At 37.8% G+C, this 16,463-nt stretch carries 16 protein-coding genes and 1 riboswitch; of the genes, 15 read left to right on the top strand and 1 reads right to left on the bottom strand.

Annotated features, from left to right (window positions below; genetic code table 11):
* Positions 1-352: 352 nt before the first annotated feature.
* The 5 genes from trpS (at position 353) to C7E02_RS04640 (ending at position 6,195) form a co-directional block, all read left to right on the top strand.
* Positions 353-1,414 carry a tryptophan--tRNA ligase gene (gene trpS / locus C7E02_RS04660; protein ID WP_005333967.1) on the top strand — a complete coding sequence of 354 codons (1,062 nt, stop codon included), beginning with the start codon at positions 353-355 and terminating at the stop codon, positions 1,412-1,414.
* A 148-nt stretch (positions 1,415-1,562) separates the two neighbouring features.
* Positions 1,563-3,287 carry an ABC transporter ATP-binding protein gene (locus C7E02_RS04655; protein ID WP_005341429.1) on the top strand — a complete coding sequence of 575 codons (1,725 nt, stop codon included), beginning with the start codon at positions 1,563-1,565 and terminating at the stop codon, positions 3,285-3,287.
* A 128-nt stretch (positions 3,288-3,415) separates the two neighbouring features.
* A complete protein-coding gene (locus C7E02_RS04650; RefSeq protein WP_105308917.1) occupies positions 3,416-4,066 on the top strand; it encodes a cyclodeaminase/cyclohydrolase family protein in 651 nt (216 codons plus the stop codon).
* A 30-nt stretch (positions 4,067-4,096) separates the two neighbouring features.
* Positions 4,097-4,960 (top strand): bifunctional 5,10-methylenetetrahydrofolate dehydrogenase/5,10-methenyltetrahydrofolate cyclohydrolase, encoded by an 864-nt coding sequence (locus C7E02_RS04645; RefSeq protein ID WP_022279743.1) that lies wholly within the window; start codon positions 4,097-4,099, stop codon positions 4,958-4,960.
* 167 nt (positions 4,961-5,127) lie between these two features.
* On the top strand, positions 5,128-6,195 hold the full coding sequence (locus C7E02_RS04640) for a coiled-coil domain-containing protein (protein ID WP_005341433.1): 1,068 nt from the start codon (positions 5,128-5,130) through the stop codon (positions 6,193-6,195).
* Positions 6,196-6,281: 86 nt separating this feature from the next.
* Here the strand turns inward: C7E02_RS04640 and C7E02_RS04635 are convergent, their stop codons facing one another.
* Positions 6,282-7,136, bottom strand: coding sequence for a YitT family protein (locus C7E02_RS04635; protein WP_105308916.1), 855 nt, complete (start codon positions 7,134-7,136; stop codon positions 6,282-6,284).
* A 348-nt stretch (positions 7,137-7,484) separates the two neighbouring features.
* On the opposite strand from C7E02_RS04635, the gene C7E02_RS04630 reads away from it, so the two are divergent.
* From C7E02_RS04630 to C7E02_RS04585, 10 genes are all read left to right on the top strand, one after another.
* Positions 7,485-8,600: a hypothetical protein gene (locus C7E02_RS04630; protein ID WP_105308915.1), complete on the top strand. Its 1,116-nt coding sequence runs from the start codon at positions 7,485-7,487 to the stop codon at positions 8,598-8,600.
* A 69-nt stretch (positions 8,601-8,669) separates the two neighbouring features.
* Positions 8,670-8,776, top strand: a riboswitch (TPP riboswitch).
* A 238-nt stretch (positions 8,777-9,014) separates the two neighbouring features.
* Positions 9,015-9,218: a sulfur carrier protein ThiS gene (gene thiS, locus C7E02_RS04625; protein ID WP_005341442.1), complete on the top strand. Its 204-nt coding sequence runs from the start codon at positions 9,015-9,017 to the stop codon at positions 9,216-9,218.
* 65 nt (positions 9,219-9,283) lie between these two features.
* Positions 9,284-10,069, top strand: a complete 786-nt coding sequence (locus tag C7E02_RS04620) for a thiazole synthase (protein ID WP_029732037.1) — start codon at positions 9,284-9,286, stop codon at positions 10,067-10,069.
* 72 nt (positions 10,070-10,141) lie between these two features.
* Positions 10,142-11,383 (top strand): 2-iminoacetate synthase ThiH, encoded by a 1,242-nt coding sequence (gene thiH / locus C7E02_RS04615; RefSeq protein ID WP_105308914.1) that lies wholly within the window; start codon positions 10,142-10,144, stop codon positions 11,381-11,383.
* Between the two features lie 65 nt (positions 11,384-11,448).
* Entirely contained in the window at positions 11,449-12,069 is a 621-nt protein-coding gene (locus tag C7E02_RS04610) for a methylated-DNA--[protein]-cysteine S-methyltransferase (RefSeq protein WP_005341445.1), read from the top strand.
* A gap of 438 nt (positions 12,070-12,507) precedes the next feature.
* On the top strand, positions 12,508-13,272 hold the full coding sequence (locus tag C7E02_RS20040) for a hypothetical protein (RefSeq protein WP_278336539.1): 765 nt from the start codon (positions 12,508-12,510) through the stop codon (positions 13,270-13,272).
* A 45-nt stretch (positions 13,273-13,317) separates the two neighbouring features.
* On the top strand, positions 13,318-13,893 hold the full coding sequence (locus C7E02_RS04600) for a SprT-like domain-containing protein (protein ID WP_105308913.1): 576 nt from the start codon (positions 13,318-13,320) through the stop codon (positions 13,891-13,893).
* A 645-nt stretch (positions 13,894-14,538) separates the two neighbouring features.
* The gene (locus C7E02_RS04595; protein ID WP_105308912.1) at positions 14,539-15,312 is read left to right on the top strand and encodes a hypothetical protein; all 774 of its coding nucleotides are present in this window, start codon (positions 14,539-14,541) and stop codon (positions 15,310-15,312) included.
* A 38-nt stretch (positions 15,313-15,350) separates the two neighbouring features.
* Positions 15,351-15,755, top strand: a complete 405-nt coding sequence (locus C7E02_RS04590) for a hypothetical protein (RefSeq protein WP_105308911.1) — start codon at positions 15,351-15,353, stop codon at positions 15,753-15,755.
* 140 nt (positions 15,756-15,895) lie between these two features.
* Positions 15,896-16,408, top strand: coding sequence for a hypothetical protein (locus C7E02_RS04585; RefSeq protein ID WP_105308910.1), 513 nt, complete (start codon positions 15,896-15,898; stop codon positions 16,406-16,408).
* The last annotated feature ends 55 nt before the right edge of the window (positions 16,409-16,463 follow it).

Here is a 16,463-nt window from a genome sequence, read left to right as displayed (position 1 = left end):
GCAGTAGAAGTATGTCATGCAATTGCATGACGCGCACCTCGCAGCAAGAATGCCGAGGCATTCTTGAATTACAGTATAGATTTGTAATATAGATTTACAGGATAAACCTCCTAAACCTACAGTTTAACGAATTACTGTGTTCGTGTATTGACGCTTTCTTAAGAAAAGCTTATAATGAACAAGGATATTGCCTGCTTAGATATTGCCTGCTTAGATATTGCCTGCTTAGATATTGCTTGCTTTGAATCTACGCTTTAAGCATAGATAATATAAGGAAAGCAGGCAGATTATAAAGACATGTAATTGTATATGGATACAGATTATGTAAAATATATGCTAAGGAGAACAAAAAATGAAGAAAATTATCTTAACCGGTGACAGACCAACAGGACGTCTTCATGTGGGACATTATGTAGGATCACTGCAGGAGCGTGTGAAATTGCAGAATTCCGGTGATTATGATGAAATCTATATTATGATTGCAGATGCTCAGGCATTGACAGACAATGCGGAACATCCAGAGAAAGTAAGACAGAATATTATGAATGTGGCACTGGATTATCTTGCTTGCGGAATCGACCCGGCAAAATCTAATATTTTCATTCAGTCTATGGTTCCGGAACTGACAGAGCTTACATTTTATTATATGAATCTGGTTACAGTGTCCAGGGTACAGAGGAACCCTACAGTAAAAGCCGAGATTCAGCAGAGGAATTTTGAGGCAAGCATTCCGGTCGGATTTTTCTGCTATCCGATTAGTCAGGCAGCAGATATTACGGCGTTTCGTGCAACAACTGTACCGGTAGGAGAGGATCAGCTGCCGATGCTGGAGCAGTGTAAAGAAATCGTACACAAATTCAACAGCGTGTATGGTGAGACACTGACAGAGCCAGATATTATTCTTCCATCTAACAAAGCATGCCTGAGACTGCCGGGAATCGACGGTAAGGCAAAGATGAGTAAATCACTTGGAAATTGTATTTATCTGTCAGATGAAGCAGAAGACATTAAGAAAAAAGTTATGTCCATGTTCACAGATCCGAATCACTTAAGAGTCGAAGATCCAGGGCAGGTAGAAGGCAACCCGGTATTCATTTATCTTGATGCATTCTGCAAGCAGGATTATGTAGACGAATTTCTTCCAGATTATGCAAACCTGGAGGAACTGAAAGAACATTACAAACGCGGTGGACTTGGAGATGTAAAAGTAAAAAAATTCCTGAACAATGTAATGCAGGCAGAACTTGCACCAATCCGCGAGAGAAGAAAATCATGGGAGAAGAGACTTCCGGATGTATACGACATTCTCAAAGAAGGAAGCAAGGTTGCAGAGGCAAAAGCTGCAGAAACACTTCGAGATGTAAAAAATTCTATGAAGATAAACTATTTTGAAGATCCAGACTTTTTGAAATAATTGGAATTGTTTTGACGATTACAAAAAGGGACAGGTTAAAGTTTAATTGGGGACGGGGTTTTTTTGAAAAAACCCCGTCCCCAATGATATATTTTCAAAATTGTATATATAATATTACTAGCGATTTTGAGTAGAAAGAGGTTTTTAAATGCATACGTTAAAGAGATTTATTCAATATTATGCGCCATACAAAGCTGTTTTTTTCTTAGATCTTGCCTGTGCAGCGATAATCAGCCTGGTGGATCTGGCTTTTCCTCAGATTTTACGGACACTTACGAGGACGTTGTTTGTGGAAAATGCGTCTTCAATTATGCGTAATCTTGTACCGATTGGGATTGTGTTGTTCTTGATTTATGTTCTTCAGGCATGTTGTAAATATTATGTCAGCTATCAGGGGCATATGATGGGAGCGCACATGGAGCGCGATATGCGCCAACAATTATTTGATCATTATGAAAAATTATCGTTTTCTTATTATGATCAGAACAATTCCGGACAGATGATGAGTAAACTGGTATCGGATCTGTTTGATATTGCGGAGTTTGCGCATCACGGACCGGAGAATTTATTTATCTCGCTGATTAAAATTATCGGCTCTTTTGTATTTTTATTCCTGATCAACTGGAAGCTTGCAATCCCGCTTCTTGTAATGGTTGTATTTATGATTTTCTTTTCGGGCAGCCAGAACCGGAAGATGCAGACAACATTTATGGATAACAGGCAGAAAATCGGGAACGTGAATTCCAGTTTGCAGGATACGCTTGCCGGAATCCGTGTCGTACAGTCTTTTGCAAATGAAGAGATTGAGCGGGAGAAGTTCATGGAGAGCAATCATGGATTTCTTTTATCTAAGAAAGCGAACTATCAGTGTATGGGAAGCTTTATGAGTGGAAATCTGTTCTTTCAGGGCATGATGTATCTGATTACGCTTGTATTTGGAGGCTGGCTCATAGCCCATGGTCAGATGGAAGTAGCTGATCTTGCTATGTATGCGCTTTATATCGGAATCTTTATCAGTCCGATTCAGATTCTTGTGGAGCTGACTGAGATGATGCAGAAAGGTCTGTCCGGATTTCGGAGATTTCTGGACGTGGTCGAGACAGAGCCTGAGATTACGAATGCACCGGATGCAGAGCTGCTTGATGACGTGAAGGGAGATGTGAATTATGAAAATGTTTTCTTTCATTATAGTGATGATGACACGCCGGTTCTGGAAAATGTATCGTTCCATATTCCGGCTGGAAAATCAATTGCGTTGGTTGGTCCTTCTGGAAGTGGCAAGACAACAATTTGTTCCCTGCTTCCAAGATTTTACGATGTAACAGGTGGAAAGATTACGGTTGACGGAAAAGATGTGAGAAAGCTGACCCTTGAGAGTCTGCGTAATCAGATTGGTCTTGTGCAGCAGGATGTTTATCTTTTCTGTGGAAGTATCCGTGAAAATATTGCATATGGTAAGCCTGACGCTACGATGGAAGAGATTGAAGATGCGGCAAAGAAAGCCAATATCCATGACTTTATTATGGAACTTCCGGATGGATATGAAACATTTGTCGGAGAAAGAGGAACCCGGCTTTCCGGTGGACAGAAGCAGAGAATTTCTATTGCCAGAGTTTTCCTTAAGAATCCGCCAATCCTGATTCTGGATGAGGCGACTAGTGCATTGGACAATGAAAGTGAACGTTGGATCCAGCAGAGTCTTGAAGAGTTGGCAAAGAATCGTACAACCATTACAATTGCACATCGTTTGTCCACAATCCGTAATGCAGATGAGATTCTGGTCGTTGCTGACAATGGAATAGCAGAGCGTGGAACACACGATGAGTTAATCGCACGTGGTGGTATTTATGCACATTATTATGAAATGTCATAGTTTTTACAAAATGTAGATAAAATTGGCACATAGATTTAGATAATATGGAAATTGATGTGTCACTTAGAAAATGTTATTATAATAACAATCTTTACGATTTAAAGTATTTAGAGAATGAGGTACGTACTATGAGTTCATTAGATAAACAGATAGATTTTACAGAAAACTCATGCAAGGATTTTATTGATGTCCTTGCAAGCAGTGCCCCGATTCCGGGAGGCGGCGGAGCGTCTGCTTTAGTTGGAGCAATCGGAGTGGCACTCGGCAATATGGTGGGAAGTCTTACTGTCGGTAAGAAGCGTTATGCAGATGTAGAAGAAGATATTATCCGTTGTAAAAAAGAAGCAGACGAAATTACAAAGCGGCTTCTTGAACTTGTGGCAAAAGATGCCGAGGTCTTTGAACCATTAAGCAAAGCGTACAGTCTGCCAAAGAGTACGCCGGAAGAACTTGCAAAAAAGGAAGAAGTTATGGCAGTTGTGTTAAAAGATGCATGTGAAGTACCGCTTGAAATTATGAAAACCTGTGCAAGAGGATTAGACCTGATGAAAGAGTTTGCTGAAAAAGGAAGCCGGATTGCACTTAGTGATGCAGGAGTCGGAGCAACACTTTTGAAGTCTGCACTGCAGGGCGCGTCATTGAACATTTATATTAACACAAAATCTATGAAAGATCGTGTATTAGCTCAACAGTTGAATGATGAGACAGACAGTCTCAGAAAAACTTATGAGAAGAAGGCGGATGAAATATTTGAAAACGTATGCAATGAGATTCGTTAAGTCACGGTAATGAAAAAGGAGAATCGTAAAATGGCACAGATACTGTTAGGTAAAGAAGTAACTGCTTCATTGAATGAGGAGATTGAAGAAAAAGTAAAAACATTAAAAGAGCATCAAGTGATGCCGAAACTTGGAATTATCCGAATTGGTGAAAAACAGGATGATATTGCATACGAGCGCAATGCTGTAAAGCGTTGCGAAAAATTATCTGTGGCATATGAAAAGTTTCTGCTTCCGGAAGATGTAACGGAAGAAATGGTGATTGATACGATCCAGAAACTAAACAAGGCGGAAGATATTCACGGAGTATTGGTTTTCCGCCCGTTGCCATCTCATCTGGACGAAGAGAAAATCTTAAATACATTGGATGTAGAAAAGGACGTAGATGGAATTACCAATCTTTCCATGGCAGGTATATTTGCCGGAAAGGAGATGGGCTATGCGCCGTGTACCGCAAGTGCATGTATCAGGCTCCTGGACCATTATGGAATTGACTGTACCGGGAAAAAAGCAGTGATCGTAGGACGAAGCCTTGTAGTCGGAAAGCCGGTATCTATGATGCTTCTGAAGAAAAATGCAACAATTACAGTCTGTCATACAAAGACTAAGAATATAAAGCAGGAAGTACAGGCTGCAGATATCGTAGTTGCGGCAGCAGGAAGTGCAGGATTTATAAAGAAAGAACATTTAAGAACGGGGCAGGTTGTTATTGACGTGGGAATCAATGTGAACGAAGAAGGCAATCTGTGCGGAGACGTAGCATTTGATGAGGCAGAACCGATTGTAGATGCAATTACACCGGTTCCAGGAGGAGTTGGCGGAGTCACGACTTCAATTTTGGTGGAGCATGTGGTAAATGCAGCACTTTTGAAAATGAAAGCCAGTGAGAAATAGTATAACAAATATGTGAAAAGGTTAAAAAACATCAAGGAAAAGGTTAAAATTATTTCTTGAACTTTCTGATAAAAAACGTGCTGTGCAAAGAAAGGTTGTTCTTTTTGAAAAAATAGTATATAATATCTTAGTGTTAACCCCAAAACAAACAAGAAAGGATTACATTTATGAACATGCATAAGAAACGGATCGCAAGACGTGGGGCAGCCTTTGTCTGTGCGTTCGGTGTCGCACTGTCAGCAATGCCGGTGCATGCAGCGGAGGTCAAAAGCCTTGAAGATAAGACCAGTAATCTTCAAAGTCAACTGGAAGGGATTAATCAGGATTTGGTTACGATCAGCAATAAGATTGCTGAGACAGAAGCGGAAATTGAAGAGTCGAACAATGAAGTATACCGCCTGGAGGCATCACTTCAGATTTCTCGTAATAACGAGGAAAAGCAGTATGAAACGATGAAGACTCGTATTAAGTACATGTATGAAAATGGTTCAGAGACAATGATTACTATGCTGTTTACTGCAGACAGTATGGGAGACTTCCTCAACAAAGCCGAGTTCATTCAGAACATTACCGATTATGATAAGGAAATGTTGGAGAACATGATGGAGATACGTCAAGGTATCGAGACGCAGGAAGAGGATCTTAAGAGCCAGCAGCAGGAACTGACAGATTTACAGAGTCAGTTAAATACTGAGCAGCAGAATCTTCAGGCGAAAGCAGCAGCAACTTCCACAGATCTTGCGACTGTGAATGCGCAGCTTCAGGCAGCGCGTGAGGCAGAGGCAAAGCAGGAGGAAGAAGCGCAGAAAAAAGCACAGGAAGAAGCGGCAAAGCAGGCATCAGCTTCCACTGGAAATAATACTTCCGGAAGCAGTTCCAATAATAACAGCTCTTCCAAACCTTCTAATTCCGGAAGTAATAATAACTCCGGGAGCAGTTCCAGTCATGGAAAGTATAATATTCCTTCCGGTGGTCTGACACCATCCAAAGGGAGAATCTGGTTTAACGGACATACTGAAACCTATTATTCACAGAAGGTACTTCCGGGAGCAGGACTTAACATTCCGGGACGTCATATTGCGAGTGACGGAACAATCCGTGACAAAGATGGTTATATTGTACTTGCCAGTGATGACTATCCAAAAGGAACCGTGGTCGAGACATCTCTTGGAGCTGGAAAAGTCTATGATAGTGGAAGTGGAAAAGGTAATATTGATTTGTATACCGACTGGTAGGAAAAGAAAGAGTGAGAACTCATATGACAGAAAAATTGCTCAGACCGTGTAAGGTCTGAGCAATTTTTTGTCATATAGAATGTGTACTAAATTTTTGGCTGATACCGCATATTGGAAACGTTGTAGATTGTGATAAACGCCTTAGGATCCACCTGATTGATGTATTTCATCAGTTTCTGGTATTCTGTTTTATCCACAATGGTGATAATTTCGTTATGCTTTTCCATTGTGTAAGCACCGATGGCTTCATAGATAGTAGCCCCGCTGTGAAGTTCATATAAAATGAAGTGGCGCAGCTCTTCTTCTTTCCGGGTGATGATGCAGACGCGCCGTTTCATATCTTGATTGAAGATAAAGTGATCCAGTATGATTCCGTTAAAATAAGTACCGAGGACACTTAAAACTACAGTTTTCTTATCGTACACAAGTGCTGCGGACAGAGCCACACACATACCGGACAGTGACATAGCTTTTCCGAGATCCATATGCAGATATTTGTTCATGATTTTGGCAACAATATCCAGTCCGCCAGAAGAGGCATTTCGATTGAACAAAATTGCAAGTCCGACGCTTACGACCAGTATATAACAGAGTACATCCAGTTCCTGGCTGTCGGTCATGGAGTAAAAATCCGGGAAAATCTTTTCGAAAAGCCCCAGAAACAGTGGAAGCATAATGCTTGTATAAACAGTTTTTGCTCCGAATTCCCGACCGCATGTAAAGAATCCGATAATCAGAAGCACTATATTTAAGATCATAGTGATTGCTGACAATGGAAGCGGTACAAAGTTTGACAGAATGATTCCAAGACCAGAGATACTGCTGACAGAAGCGTGGCTTGGTACAAGGAAGAAGTAGACTGCAGCGGCAATAATTGCCACAGCAAGCGTCAGAATCAACATTTCCTTTACAGAGTCTGCGTATTGATTTTTCTTATTCATATGTAACAATCCCCCATAATTCAAGTCGAACGTCCGTGAGACTTGGCGCGTGATTCTGGTCAGAGAAGCTGACATATTCCTATCAGAATCACTGCGCATCCTCGCGGAGCGTTTATCTCAGTCGGAGACCTAACTCCCACTGAGACAAATTTGCTATTACTCACCACCTGAAGAGGTGGGAGTCTTCTCGACTGAGATAATATTTGCAACATTCATTTGCAAAGTATATTTTAACTGGTTCTGTGTGGAATAACAAGGTGTCTGTTGTATAAAATTGACAGAGATTTATAAAGAGCAGTATAATTAAAAAAGTAATAGCAAATGAGGGGATGGATTGGGAGGAGATGTATGGGAAAAAGAAAAGCCGTTTATTGGATCCTTGTTGCTTTGATAATGGTTACAGTGACAGGTTGTGGCTATACGCTGGAAGAAAAGAGAGAAATGAAGCGTTATGAAAAGCAAGGACGGGGAAATGCGAAAAATTATATAAGAGAAAAATATGGAATCGATGCAAAGATTACAGAGATAAACTGTGAGAAATACAGTTCCAGTCCGGTGCCGGATTTTTTCCCTTCTCCCACCGGAAATGTATTCGTGAAAATGAAGTACAAGGGGGCAGATTTTTTAGTTGCGATATCAGGGCAGAAAAAGAATACGGACGGGCTTGATAATTATCAGTTTCAGGAGATTGCCACAGCATTTGCACAAGAAATGTATAACATCACAGGACTTCACGCAGAGAGTGACTATGTATGTTATGGTGAGTATGGAACGGTAAAAGACGAAAAAAATGGAATGATCCACACATTTTATGATGGGGAAAATCTGGCAGAAGTCTTACAGAAGGAATCTGCAAGAGCTGTTGTATCTTATGCCAATCAGGACGTAGAACAGATTCCTGTATCGCAGATAAGCCAGAAGACAGGCGTTGATACAATATTGCTTACGGATTACGAGAGCCGGGAAGCATATCAGACGGTTCGGTGTCCATATTATAATCTGGCTGGCTGGCCGATTGAAAATGGAATAGAGAATCAACTGTATCTGATGAATGGATATCGTGTTGTGGGTGCGGGTGAAGATACCTATGTAAAATGTGAGAAAAAAATTCAGGATGATATTATCCTGATTACAGAAAATCCAAAGGATCAGATCATACTTGAAAAAACCAGTCTGGATTCACAGGAGAATTGGAATGGGAATGGATTTATTGATGCGAAGCAGGTAGCCAGTGCCTATGCATTTGATACAAATTCTGAAAAAGTATATGTGTATTTTCCGGTGGAAAAACTGGACACGAAAGAAGTGAAAGAAGCTCAGTTAGTCAAGCAGTATCAGTACAAAGGAGAAACATGCTATGACAATATCATCAGCAAAGTGACTGATGATGGCAAGTATATTCATGGCATCGTCTATACAAGAGACGAGACGGAGATAAAAATATCCGTGTTTATAGATAAGTAGGTGAAGAAAGCAATGAAGAAATTACCGAGTGCTCTTGACACAAAATAAAAATCGATTTATACTAGGCATTGTAAATAAAAGGGGAGCTTGTGATAGCAGGCTGAGAGGAAGTCTTCAACTTCGACCCAGAACCTGATTTGGATAATGCCAACGTAGGAACGTATAAGATAATGTTACGGGAGATACATTGGTGTATCTCCTTTATTATGCATAGAAAACCACGTCTTTTCTTCTAAGCCAGGTGCGAATCATAGAATATAGGAAATTTTGAGAGTGAACAGAGTTCATGAAGGGGTGCACCACCGCGGGTGTATTTCTTTGTGAACTCTGTTTTATATAATAGGAAATTACATTTCTTTTTATATAAAAAGCCTCCGACAGGATGCGCACTCGCATTTCCGGAAAGGAGCAGCCATGATTACAGTCAATGGAGAGAACAGAACGCTGGAACATCCAGTGTCGGTAACGGAATACTTGAAAGCATGTAATTATATTCCGGTGCAGGTAGTAGTAGAATTGAATGAGGAGATCATCAAAAGAGAAAATTACGATACAACTGTACTGAAAGATGGAGATGTTGTAGAGATTCTGCATTTTATGGGCGGCGGAAGCTTCTAAGCTTCACGATATGCGAATAGCAGATATCATAATTTATGAGTAAACAAAGAAAGGTGGATAAAAAAATGACAACAACAAACACAAACGAAGACAAATTAATCCTGGGAGGACATGAATTTACTTCCCGTTTTATTATGGGATCTGGAAAATTTTCATTGGAGCTTATGAAAGCATGTATTGAAAAAGCAGGAGCACAAATCGTAACACTTGCTTTGCGCCGTGCTAATGAAGGCGGACTTGATAATATTCTGGATTATGTGCCGAAGGACGTAACACTTCTTCCGAATACATCCGGTGCCAGAAATGCGCAGGAAGCAGTTCGTATTGCAAGACTTTCCAGAGAGCTGGGTTGTGGAGATTTCGTAAAGCTTGAAGTTATTCACGATTCGAAATACCTTCTTCCGGATAATTACGAGACAATCAAGGCAACAGAGATCCTTGCAAAAGAAGGGTTTGTTGTTATGCCATACATGTATCCGGATTTGAATGCAGCCAGAGATTTGGTAAATGCAGGGGCAGCCTGTGTGATGCCTCTTGGTTCTCCAATCGGTTCAAATAAGGGAATCTGTACAAAAGAGTTTATCCAGATTCTTATTGATGAGATTGATCTTCCAATTATCGTTGATGCAGGAATCGGTCGTCCGTCACAGGCATGTGAAGCTATGGAAATGGGTGCGTCAGCAGTGATGGCCAATACTGCTATTGCGACAGCAGGAGATGTCCAGGTTATGGCTGAAGCGTTTAAAAAGGCAATTGAGGCAGGAAGAAGTGCTTATCTTTCCGGATTAGGAAGAATACTGGATAAAGGAGCAAGTGCGTCTTCACCATTAACAGGATTTTTGCATGAGTAAATTGCACTGATAACAGAATACAAGTATAAAGATATACAAGAAAAGATATACGAGAGGATCAATGTAACAGCGATGGTAGAAACAATGCAGACCAGTAAAAAAGATGGTCATTTTAATGAAAGTATTGTAAATGAAGAAATACTGGAAGATATGAAAAAGAATCGTATCGATCATATGAAGTATCTTCCGGATATGGAGCAGTTGGAAGAATCTGATGTGATGGATCAGGTTATTTCTGCAATGAAAGCATATGATTATGATAAATATACAGAGGCAGATGTAAGAAGAGCACTGGCGCATGATAACCGGACGCCAGAGGATTTTCAGGCACTGCTTTCGCCGGCAGCACTTCCGCTTTTAGAAGAGATTGCGCAGCAAGCACAGATTGAAACAAGAAAGCATTTTGGAAACAGTGTGTATATGTTCACGCCAATTTATATTGCAAACTACTGTGAAAATTACTGTATTTACTGTGGATTCAACTGTCATAATCAGATTCGCCGTGCACAGCTTAATGAAGAAGAGATTGAAAAAGAGATGGCTGCTATTGCCAAGACCGGACTTCAGGAAATATTGATTCTTACAGGTGAGAGTAAGACAAAATCTAATGTGGAGTATATTGGAAAGGCATGCGAGATTGCACGAAAATATTTTAAAGTGGTAGGTCTTGAAGTATATCCGATGAATTCGGATGAGTATGCATACCTTCATAAATGCGGAGCAGATTATGTGACAGTCTTCCAGGAGACTTACAATTCAGATAAGTATGAAACATTACATCTAGCAGGACATAAAAGGATTTTTCCATATAGATTGAACACACAAGAACGTGCACTTAAGGGTGGCATGCGAGGTGTTGGCTTTGCAGCGCTTTTAGGACTGGATGATTTTCGCAAAGATGCTTTCGCGACAGGTTATCATGCATATTTGCTTCAAAGAAAATATCCGCATGCAGAGATTGCATTTTCTTGTCCAAGATTATGTCCGATCATTAATAATGATCGCATTAACCCGATGGATGTTCATGAGCCGCAGTTACTTCAGGTAGTTTGTGCATATCGTCTGTTCATGCCATTTGCAAGTATTACGGTGTCTACAAGAGAATGTGCCCGTGTTCGTGATAATCTGGTAAATATTGCAGCGACCAAGATATCCGCAGGAGTCAGCACAGGAATTGGAAGTCATGTGGAAGATATCGAAGATAAAGGTGACGACCAGTTTGAGATTTCAGACGGAAGAACGGTGGATGAAGTGTTCGATGCGCTGAAAAAGAATGGTTTACAGCCAGTTATGAATGATTATATATATTTGTAGATGTGAAATGTCAGACTACAAATAATTATTTTTTTTAATGATTGCAGGGAACGGAGGTTTTTAGTATGAGAACGCGAGAAGAAGTTTTGCAGTATGCGCGATCTTTCCCGAATGTGTATGAAGAAAGACCATTTCGCGATCAGGGCTGGCAACTGGTAAGAGTAAAAGGAAGTAAGAAAACATTTTTATGGATTTATGAAAGAAATGGATATGTTAATTTAAATGTTAAAGTTGATCCGCAGTGGAGAGATTTCTGGCGCAGTACTTATGCCTCTGTTATTGCAGGGTATCATCAGAATAAGGAACATTGGAATACCATCATTTTAGATGGTTCTATTCCTGAAAATGAAATTCAAAGAATGATTTCCGAGAGCTATGATCTGATTACGGACAGCCCGACGAAAAGAATCTATGAGGCAGTGAAAAAGATTCCAAAAGGTCATGTTGCGACTTATGGTAAAGTTGCAGAGCTGGCAGGAGATGCAAAGATGGCAAGAGCAGTTGGAAATGCGCTTCATAAGAATCCGGATCCGGAACATATTCCTTGCTTTCGTGTGGTCAATGCGAAAGGAGAATTAGCCGGTGCATTTGCCTTTGGAGGAGAAAGTGTGCAGGCACAATTGCTGGAAGCAGACGGGATTGAGGTAATCGATGGAAAAGTAGATTTAAAAAAATATGGGATATAACAAAAAATAAAAAGTAAAAGAACCCAACGTGCCGTTTAAGATGTGGAATGCGTTGGGCTCTTTTATTTTTTTCGCTTTAAAGCAGAAAAGAACAGACAAGAAAAAACATGGCATGATATTATAAAAATAACATTTGTGGCAAAACAGACGAAAGTCCGCGGCGCAAAGCTACAGGGCCTGTGAAATGGCAGCAAATTAGAATCATTTAAATTTGATGTAAAACGAAGAGGTAAAATCAGGATTGAAGTAAGAAATCTGCATCAGTCAACACCAGATCTGGAACAGATGAACGGTGAAGAGTTCCCTGTTACATTGGGAAAGCAGGTGGAAAAAACCCGGCAGTCACTTCATGCATTAGGCACTGCCTATTACCATATCTCCAGATTGAATTTAAAAACAAAGAAGGTTGAACTCGTCAAAAGATCCAGGAAGATGGATATGGATTTTGAAGAAAATAGAGTAGATTGGGATCCTCAGTTCGATATTATTAAAGATATTATAGAAAAGCCATTTGTACAGAAGTATATAGATTTTTTTGATATACAAACCATGGCAGCACGGCTTCATAATAAAGAATCTATGTCTTCCGAATTCAAAAAGAAGAATGGATCATGGTTTCTTTCCATGGTCGTTCCTCAGAGTTATGACATAAATGGAAATGTTACATCAGTGCTGATCGCAAATCGAGATGTGACAGATGAAAAACCGCGGGAATTAAAACAAGAGGAGGAATTGCGGGAAGCAAAATTAAAAGCAGAATGTGCAAATAAAGCAAAATCGACATTTCTGTTCAATATGTCTTATGACATCAGAACTCCTATGAATGCAATCATTGGCTATGCAGATCTGGAGTCCAGACATTTGAATAGAATAATGGGTGAGAATATGAAAGAAAAAACATCATTTGTTGTGAATGAATCCTTGCAACTATTAGAACAAAATGTATTGGATAAGACTGGAATTCCAAGGACACTATTGCATAATAAAGCTTTTGCAGAATTTTTAAAAGGTGAGAGATACGTGCAGCCAAGATTATTAATTAAAAAGAAATCAGATCCTGGATATGTAAGAAGAGATAAAATAGAACAGGCATATATTGAGGCTGATATAAAAGCAGAATTTCAAAGAATAGCTAAAGAAAAAAATGTACAGCATCAGATTTGTATTTTCAAGCATTGTTGGATTATTGTTGCAAGCAGATAAAATTATTTGAATTAAATTTATAAAGTGGAGGGTGCAGAAGACATTATGTATTTGGAAGAGGAAATGGAACAATTGTATAAAATCATAAATAAAAGATTGTATAATAATGATCTTCCAGTTCCATATTTTCGTATGCATAATGCAAGATACAGAAAAAAAGGGTGGAATATCCAATATAAGCAAAACAAGGTATGCCAAATAGATATAAATCAGAAAAGTTTAGATAACGATAAGAATATTGTATTAGAAATGCTGCATCAAATGGTGCATATATATTGTTGGAAGCAAAATAAAAAAGATACTAGCCGAGGAGGTCAGTATCATAATAAGATTTTCAGAGATATAGCAAATGAAAAAGGATTGGTTGTTGATTATAATAAAAATAGTGGATATCAAGTAATAGATATAAGTACGAGCTTAATGGAAGAAATTTTAAGCGAAATGAGCATAGAAAAAATTTTAGATAATATAAAAAAATGCGTAGATTATGAGCAACTAGATTATAAATCTGTACAATATTATTGTCCAATATGTAAAAAGAAAATATATGCAGCTCCAGGAAGTAATATTATTTGTGGATACTGTATGGTCAATTTTATACAAATGTCTTGCAATAAGTGAGAAAATTAAAACGGAAAGGGAAAATATAAGATACATGAAGCGGAGATTAACTTTACACTGTTCCTCCAGTTCACGTAATGATATATAGCTATTCGACATAAATCTGTCAAATGTCAGCACTGAATCACAGAGATCAAGATAATCCAGATAATCTTGAATCAGCAGTGGAAAAACTTCTTGTTTTGGGTTAGAATAGATTATGTTAATATTTTTGTCACAAATTAATTATAACAGAAAGAAGGATCTCAAGGTTTTGTAATAAACCCTAGGTCCCTTTTTTTCGGGACTATTCTTTTTCACATCCCCTTATAAATTATATAAATAAATACTGTATAATATTAAAAAAAATACTTTGACTTTTTTATACTACTGGTGTAGTGTAAAAACAAGAAAACTGCAGTTAAATACATTTGTACAAATTAAGGAAACAAAAAACAATTATTTTTGTAGGAGGTACAATTTAAGAGCGAGAGGAATAAAATTATTTGGAAGTTTCAAATCTTTAAATTTAGGAATCTTATAATACACACGAGAAAGAGAAAATTAGTACTGTAAAGTCAAGAGAAACACAGTGTAATGTTTAATTCGTGGTATGTAGTTAAAATTTAGAAGACAATCTATAAAGAAAATTACGGAGGAAAATCAATGAAAAGAAGAGTCGCATTAGTAAGTGCAATTGTTTTGACACTAGTAAGTAGTATTCCAACTTATGCTGGAACTGATTTTTTAGTGCCAGAAGATAATTCTGAAGACATAGTTGTTTCGCAGAAAGTATATGATGATGTTATAACAGAAGAGTTGGCTGCTTTAGAAGACAAGTATGATATGACAAAGAATATGCCGGAGGAAGTTCTAGCAGAGTTAAGTGAAGTAGCAGAGGTGTCTAAGGAAGTTGAACAGTTAGACGACGAGTATATGCAGGTATCATATAATATATTTTCAGAAGAGCCAATTATGGAAAGAACATATAATTCTGGAAATACAGAGGAATTATATAATGTTACTAACTATACGTATGTTGTTCCATTAGCAAACAGTTCGGGAAGTACTACTGATCAGTCTAAGCAGAGTGATATAACGATAAAAAATGTTGCTTATTATAGCTATTATGATAATAGTGGAATTAAGATGTTAAAAGTTACAAAAGGAACAACAACAATTACAAGATTTGTGAAGAGTAACTTACGTAATTTGGTTCTCAATGTTCTGAGTCAAGGTGGAAGCAGCGGAGGTGCTAAAAATGAAAGTAACTCTAAAACAATTGCGAGTCCGCAATTGAATACAAATTATCGACTCACGACAGGAATACAATATTTTTATGCAACTAATGCAGCAAAAATTCTGTATGGTTCATCGGTAACATATACAAGTGGAGGAAAATCTTATACAGCAAGAGCACAGATTAGTTTAGGAAATTAATTTAGAAAAATGGAATGATATGTATGAGGAGGAATAGCATGAAGAATAAAATTAGATTTTGGGGACTCTATTTGTCAACAATAGTTATCTTCATATTTCGTTATCTTATAACAAGGATAATACAGTTATATGAGGCAAAGCTATGGGAATGCTTTAATCCTAAAGCCGCATGGCTGGGATATTTAAGGAATGGAGTTGATGTTGTATACTATCTAATTATATGTATTATCATGATTCTTCTGTGTGCAGAAAAAGAGTTTAAGTGTGGTTTAGAAATAATATTTTTTGTATTTCCAGCAAGTGTTTTTCTTTTTGCAAGTGTAATAATGATTAATCCGTTTATATGGGTATTTACGAATTCTGTTTATTGTATACCGTTCGGAGCGATGTTATTGATTGCATTTTTATATAGGTTTTATGCTTATAGAATTCAGAAAAAATAATATTAATATATAAACTAAAAATTTTAAGTAGACTTCTCCTGTGAGTTTTCATCATGGGAGAAGTTTTTATTTAAACAATTAACAAAATAAGTGAACGATTTGTCATATTATTAGTAAAGAAAAAGAAAAGAGGGTATTTTATGAAAAAACTATTATATGGATTTGATAAAAATCTAGAATGGAAACGCTATAAGGAGGTATGTAATATAAAACTATTGAGAAAAAAATATTTGAGAAAAGAGTGTAATAAAGTTGGTACTTATGCAGAATGGGAAAATGATATTTATAAAAATTATCAAGAACATAGTATAGAGTATTTGATAAATTTCTCGAAGTTTTTAAATAATGAAATTAGAAAATTAGAACCTGGTAATATAGCATTCGGACATTTTCTCACACAAATGTATGCAATTTTGGTTCCTATAATATTTAATACATTGTTTATTTCAAAGTTATTGGAAATTCTGAAAATGAAATTATGCGAAGTAGTATTATTTTCGTTGATGGCATTAGTAATTATATTGCTCGCACTTTGGATATTTACAAAATATGTAATGTGGTCGTTAAAAAGTAATCTGTATAAAGTGCATATGTATGAGGATTATAAAATAATAATTGACGAAATGATAGAGAAAAAAGGTTTTAATTTATAAGAGAATTTTGGTATTAAATGAAACAAGTTGGTCAAAAAAATTAATCATATATTTG

The sequence above is a fragment of the Dorea sp. Marseille-P4042 genome (assembly GCF_900290215.1).
Lineage (GTDB): Bacteria > Bacillota > Clostridia > Lachnospirales > Lachnospiraceae > Dorea > Dorea formicigenerans.
The sequence above is the reverse complement of the archived record's forward strand: the minus strand, read 5'-3'. Positions and strand labels throughout refer to the sequence as shown.

What these genes read in the sequence shown, in the direction of transcription:
- C7E02_RS20040 (WP_278336539.1), top strand. Translation starts at nt 12,508, where the DNA reads ATGGATTTTGAAGAAAATAGAGTAGATTGGGATCCTCAGTTCGATATT.
- C7E02_RS04600 (WP_105308913.1), top strand. Translation starts at nt 13,318, where the DNA reads ATGTATTTGGAAGAGGAAATGGAACAATTGTATAAAATCATAAATAAA.
- C7E02_RS04585 (WP_105308910.1), top strand. Translation starts at nt 15,896, where the DNA reads ATGAAAAAACTATTATATGGATTTGATAAAAATCTAGAATGGAAACGC.
- thiH (WP_105308914.1), top strand. Translation starts at nt 10,142, where the DNA reads ATGGTAGAAACAATGCAGACCAGTAAAAAAGATGGTCATTTTAATGAA.
- C7E02_RS04620 (WP_029732037.1), top strand. Translation starts at nt 9,284, where the DNA reads ATGACAACAACAAACACAAACGAAGACAAATTAATCCTGGGAGGACAT.
- C7E02_RS04595 (WP_105308912.1), top strand. Translation starts at nt 14,539, where the DNA reads ATGAAAAGAAGAGTCGCATTAGTAAGTGCAATTGTTTTGACACTAGTA.
- C7E02_RS04610 (WP_005341445.1), top strand. Translation starts at nt 11,449, where the DNA reads ATGAGAACGCGAGAAGAAGTTTTGCAGTATGCGCGATCTTTCCCGAAT.
- C7E02_RS04650 (WP_105308917.1), top strand. Translation starts at nt 3,416, where the DNA reads ATGAGTTCATTAGATAAACAGATAGATTTTACAGAAAACTCATGCAAG.
- trpS (WP_005333967.1), top strand. Translation starts at nt 353, where the DNA reads ATGAAGAAAATTATCTTAACCGGTGACAGACCAACAGGACGTCTTCAT.
- C7E02_RS04590 (WP_105308911.1), top strand. Translation starts at nt 15,351, where the DNA reads ATGAAGAATAAAATTAGATTTTGGGGACTCTATTTGTCAACAATAGTT.
- C7E02_RS04635 (WP_105308916.1), bottom strand. Translation starts at nt 7,136, where the DNA reads ATGAATAAGAAAAATCAATACGCAGACTCTGTAAAGGAAATGTTGATT.
- thiS (WP_005341442.1), top strand. Translation starts at nt 9,015, where the DNA reads ATGATTACAGTCAATGGAGAGAACAGAACGCTGGAACATCCAGTGTCG.
- C7E02_RS04655 (WP_005341429.1), top strand. Translation starts at nt 1,563, where the DNA reads ATGCATACGTTAAAGAGATTTATTCAATATTATGCGCCATACAAAGCT.
- C7E02_RS04630 (WP_105308915.1), top strand. Translation starts at nt 7,485, where the DNA reads ATGGGAAAAAGAAAAGCCGTTTATTGGATCCTTGTTGCTTTGATAATG.
- C7E02_RS04645 (WP_022279743.1), top strand. Translation starts at nt 4,097, where the DNA reads ATGGCACAGATACTGTTAGGTAAAGAAGTAACTGCTTCATTGAATGAG.
- C7E02_RS04640 (WP_005341433.1), top strand. Translation starts at nt 5,128, where the DNA reads ATGAACATGCATAAGAAACGGATCGCAAGACGTGGGGCAGCCTTTGTC.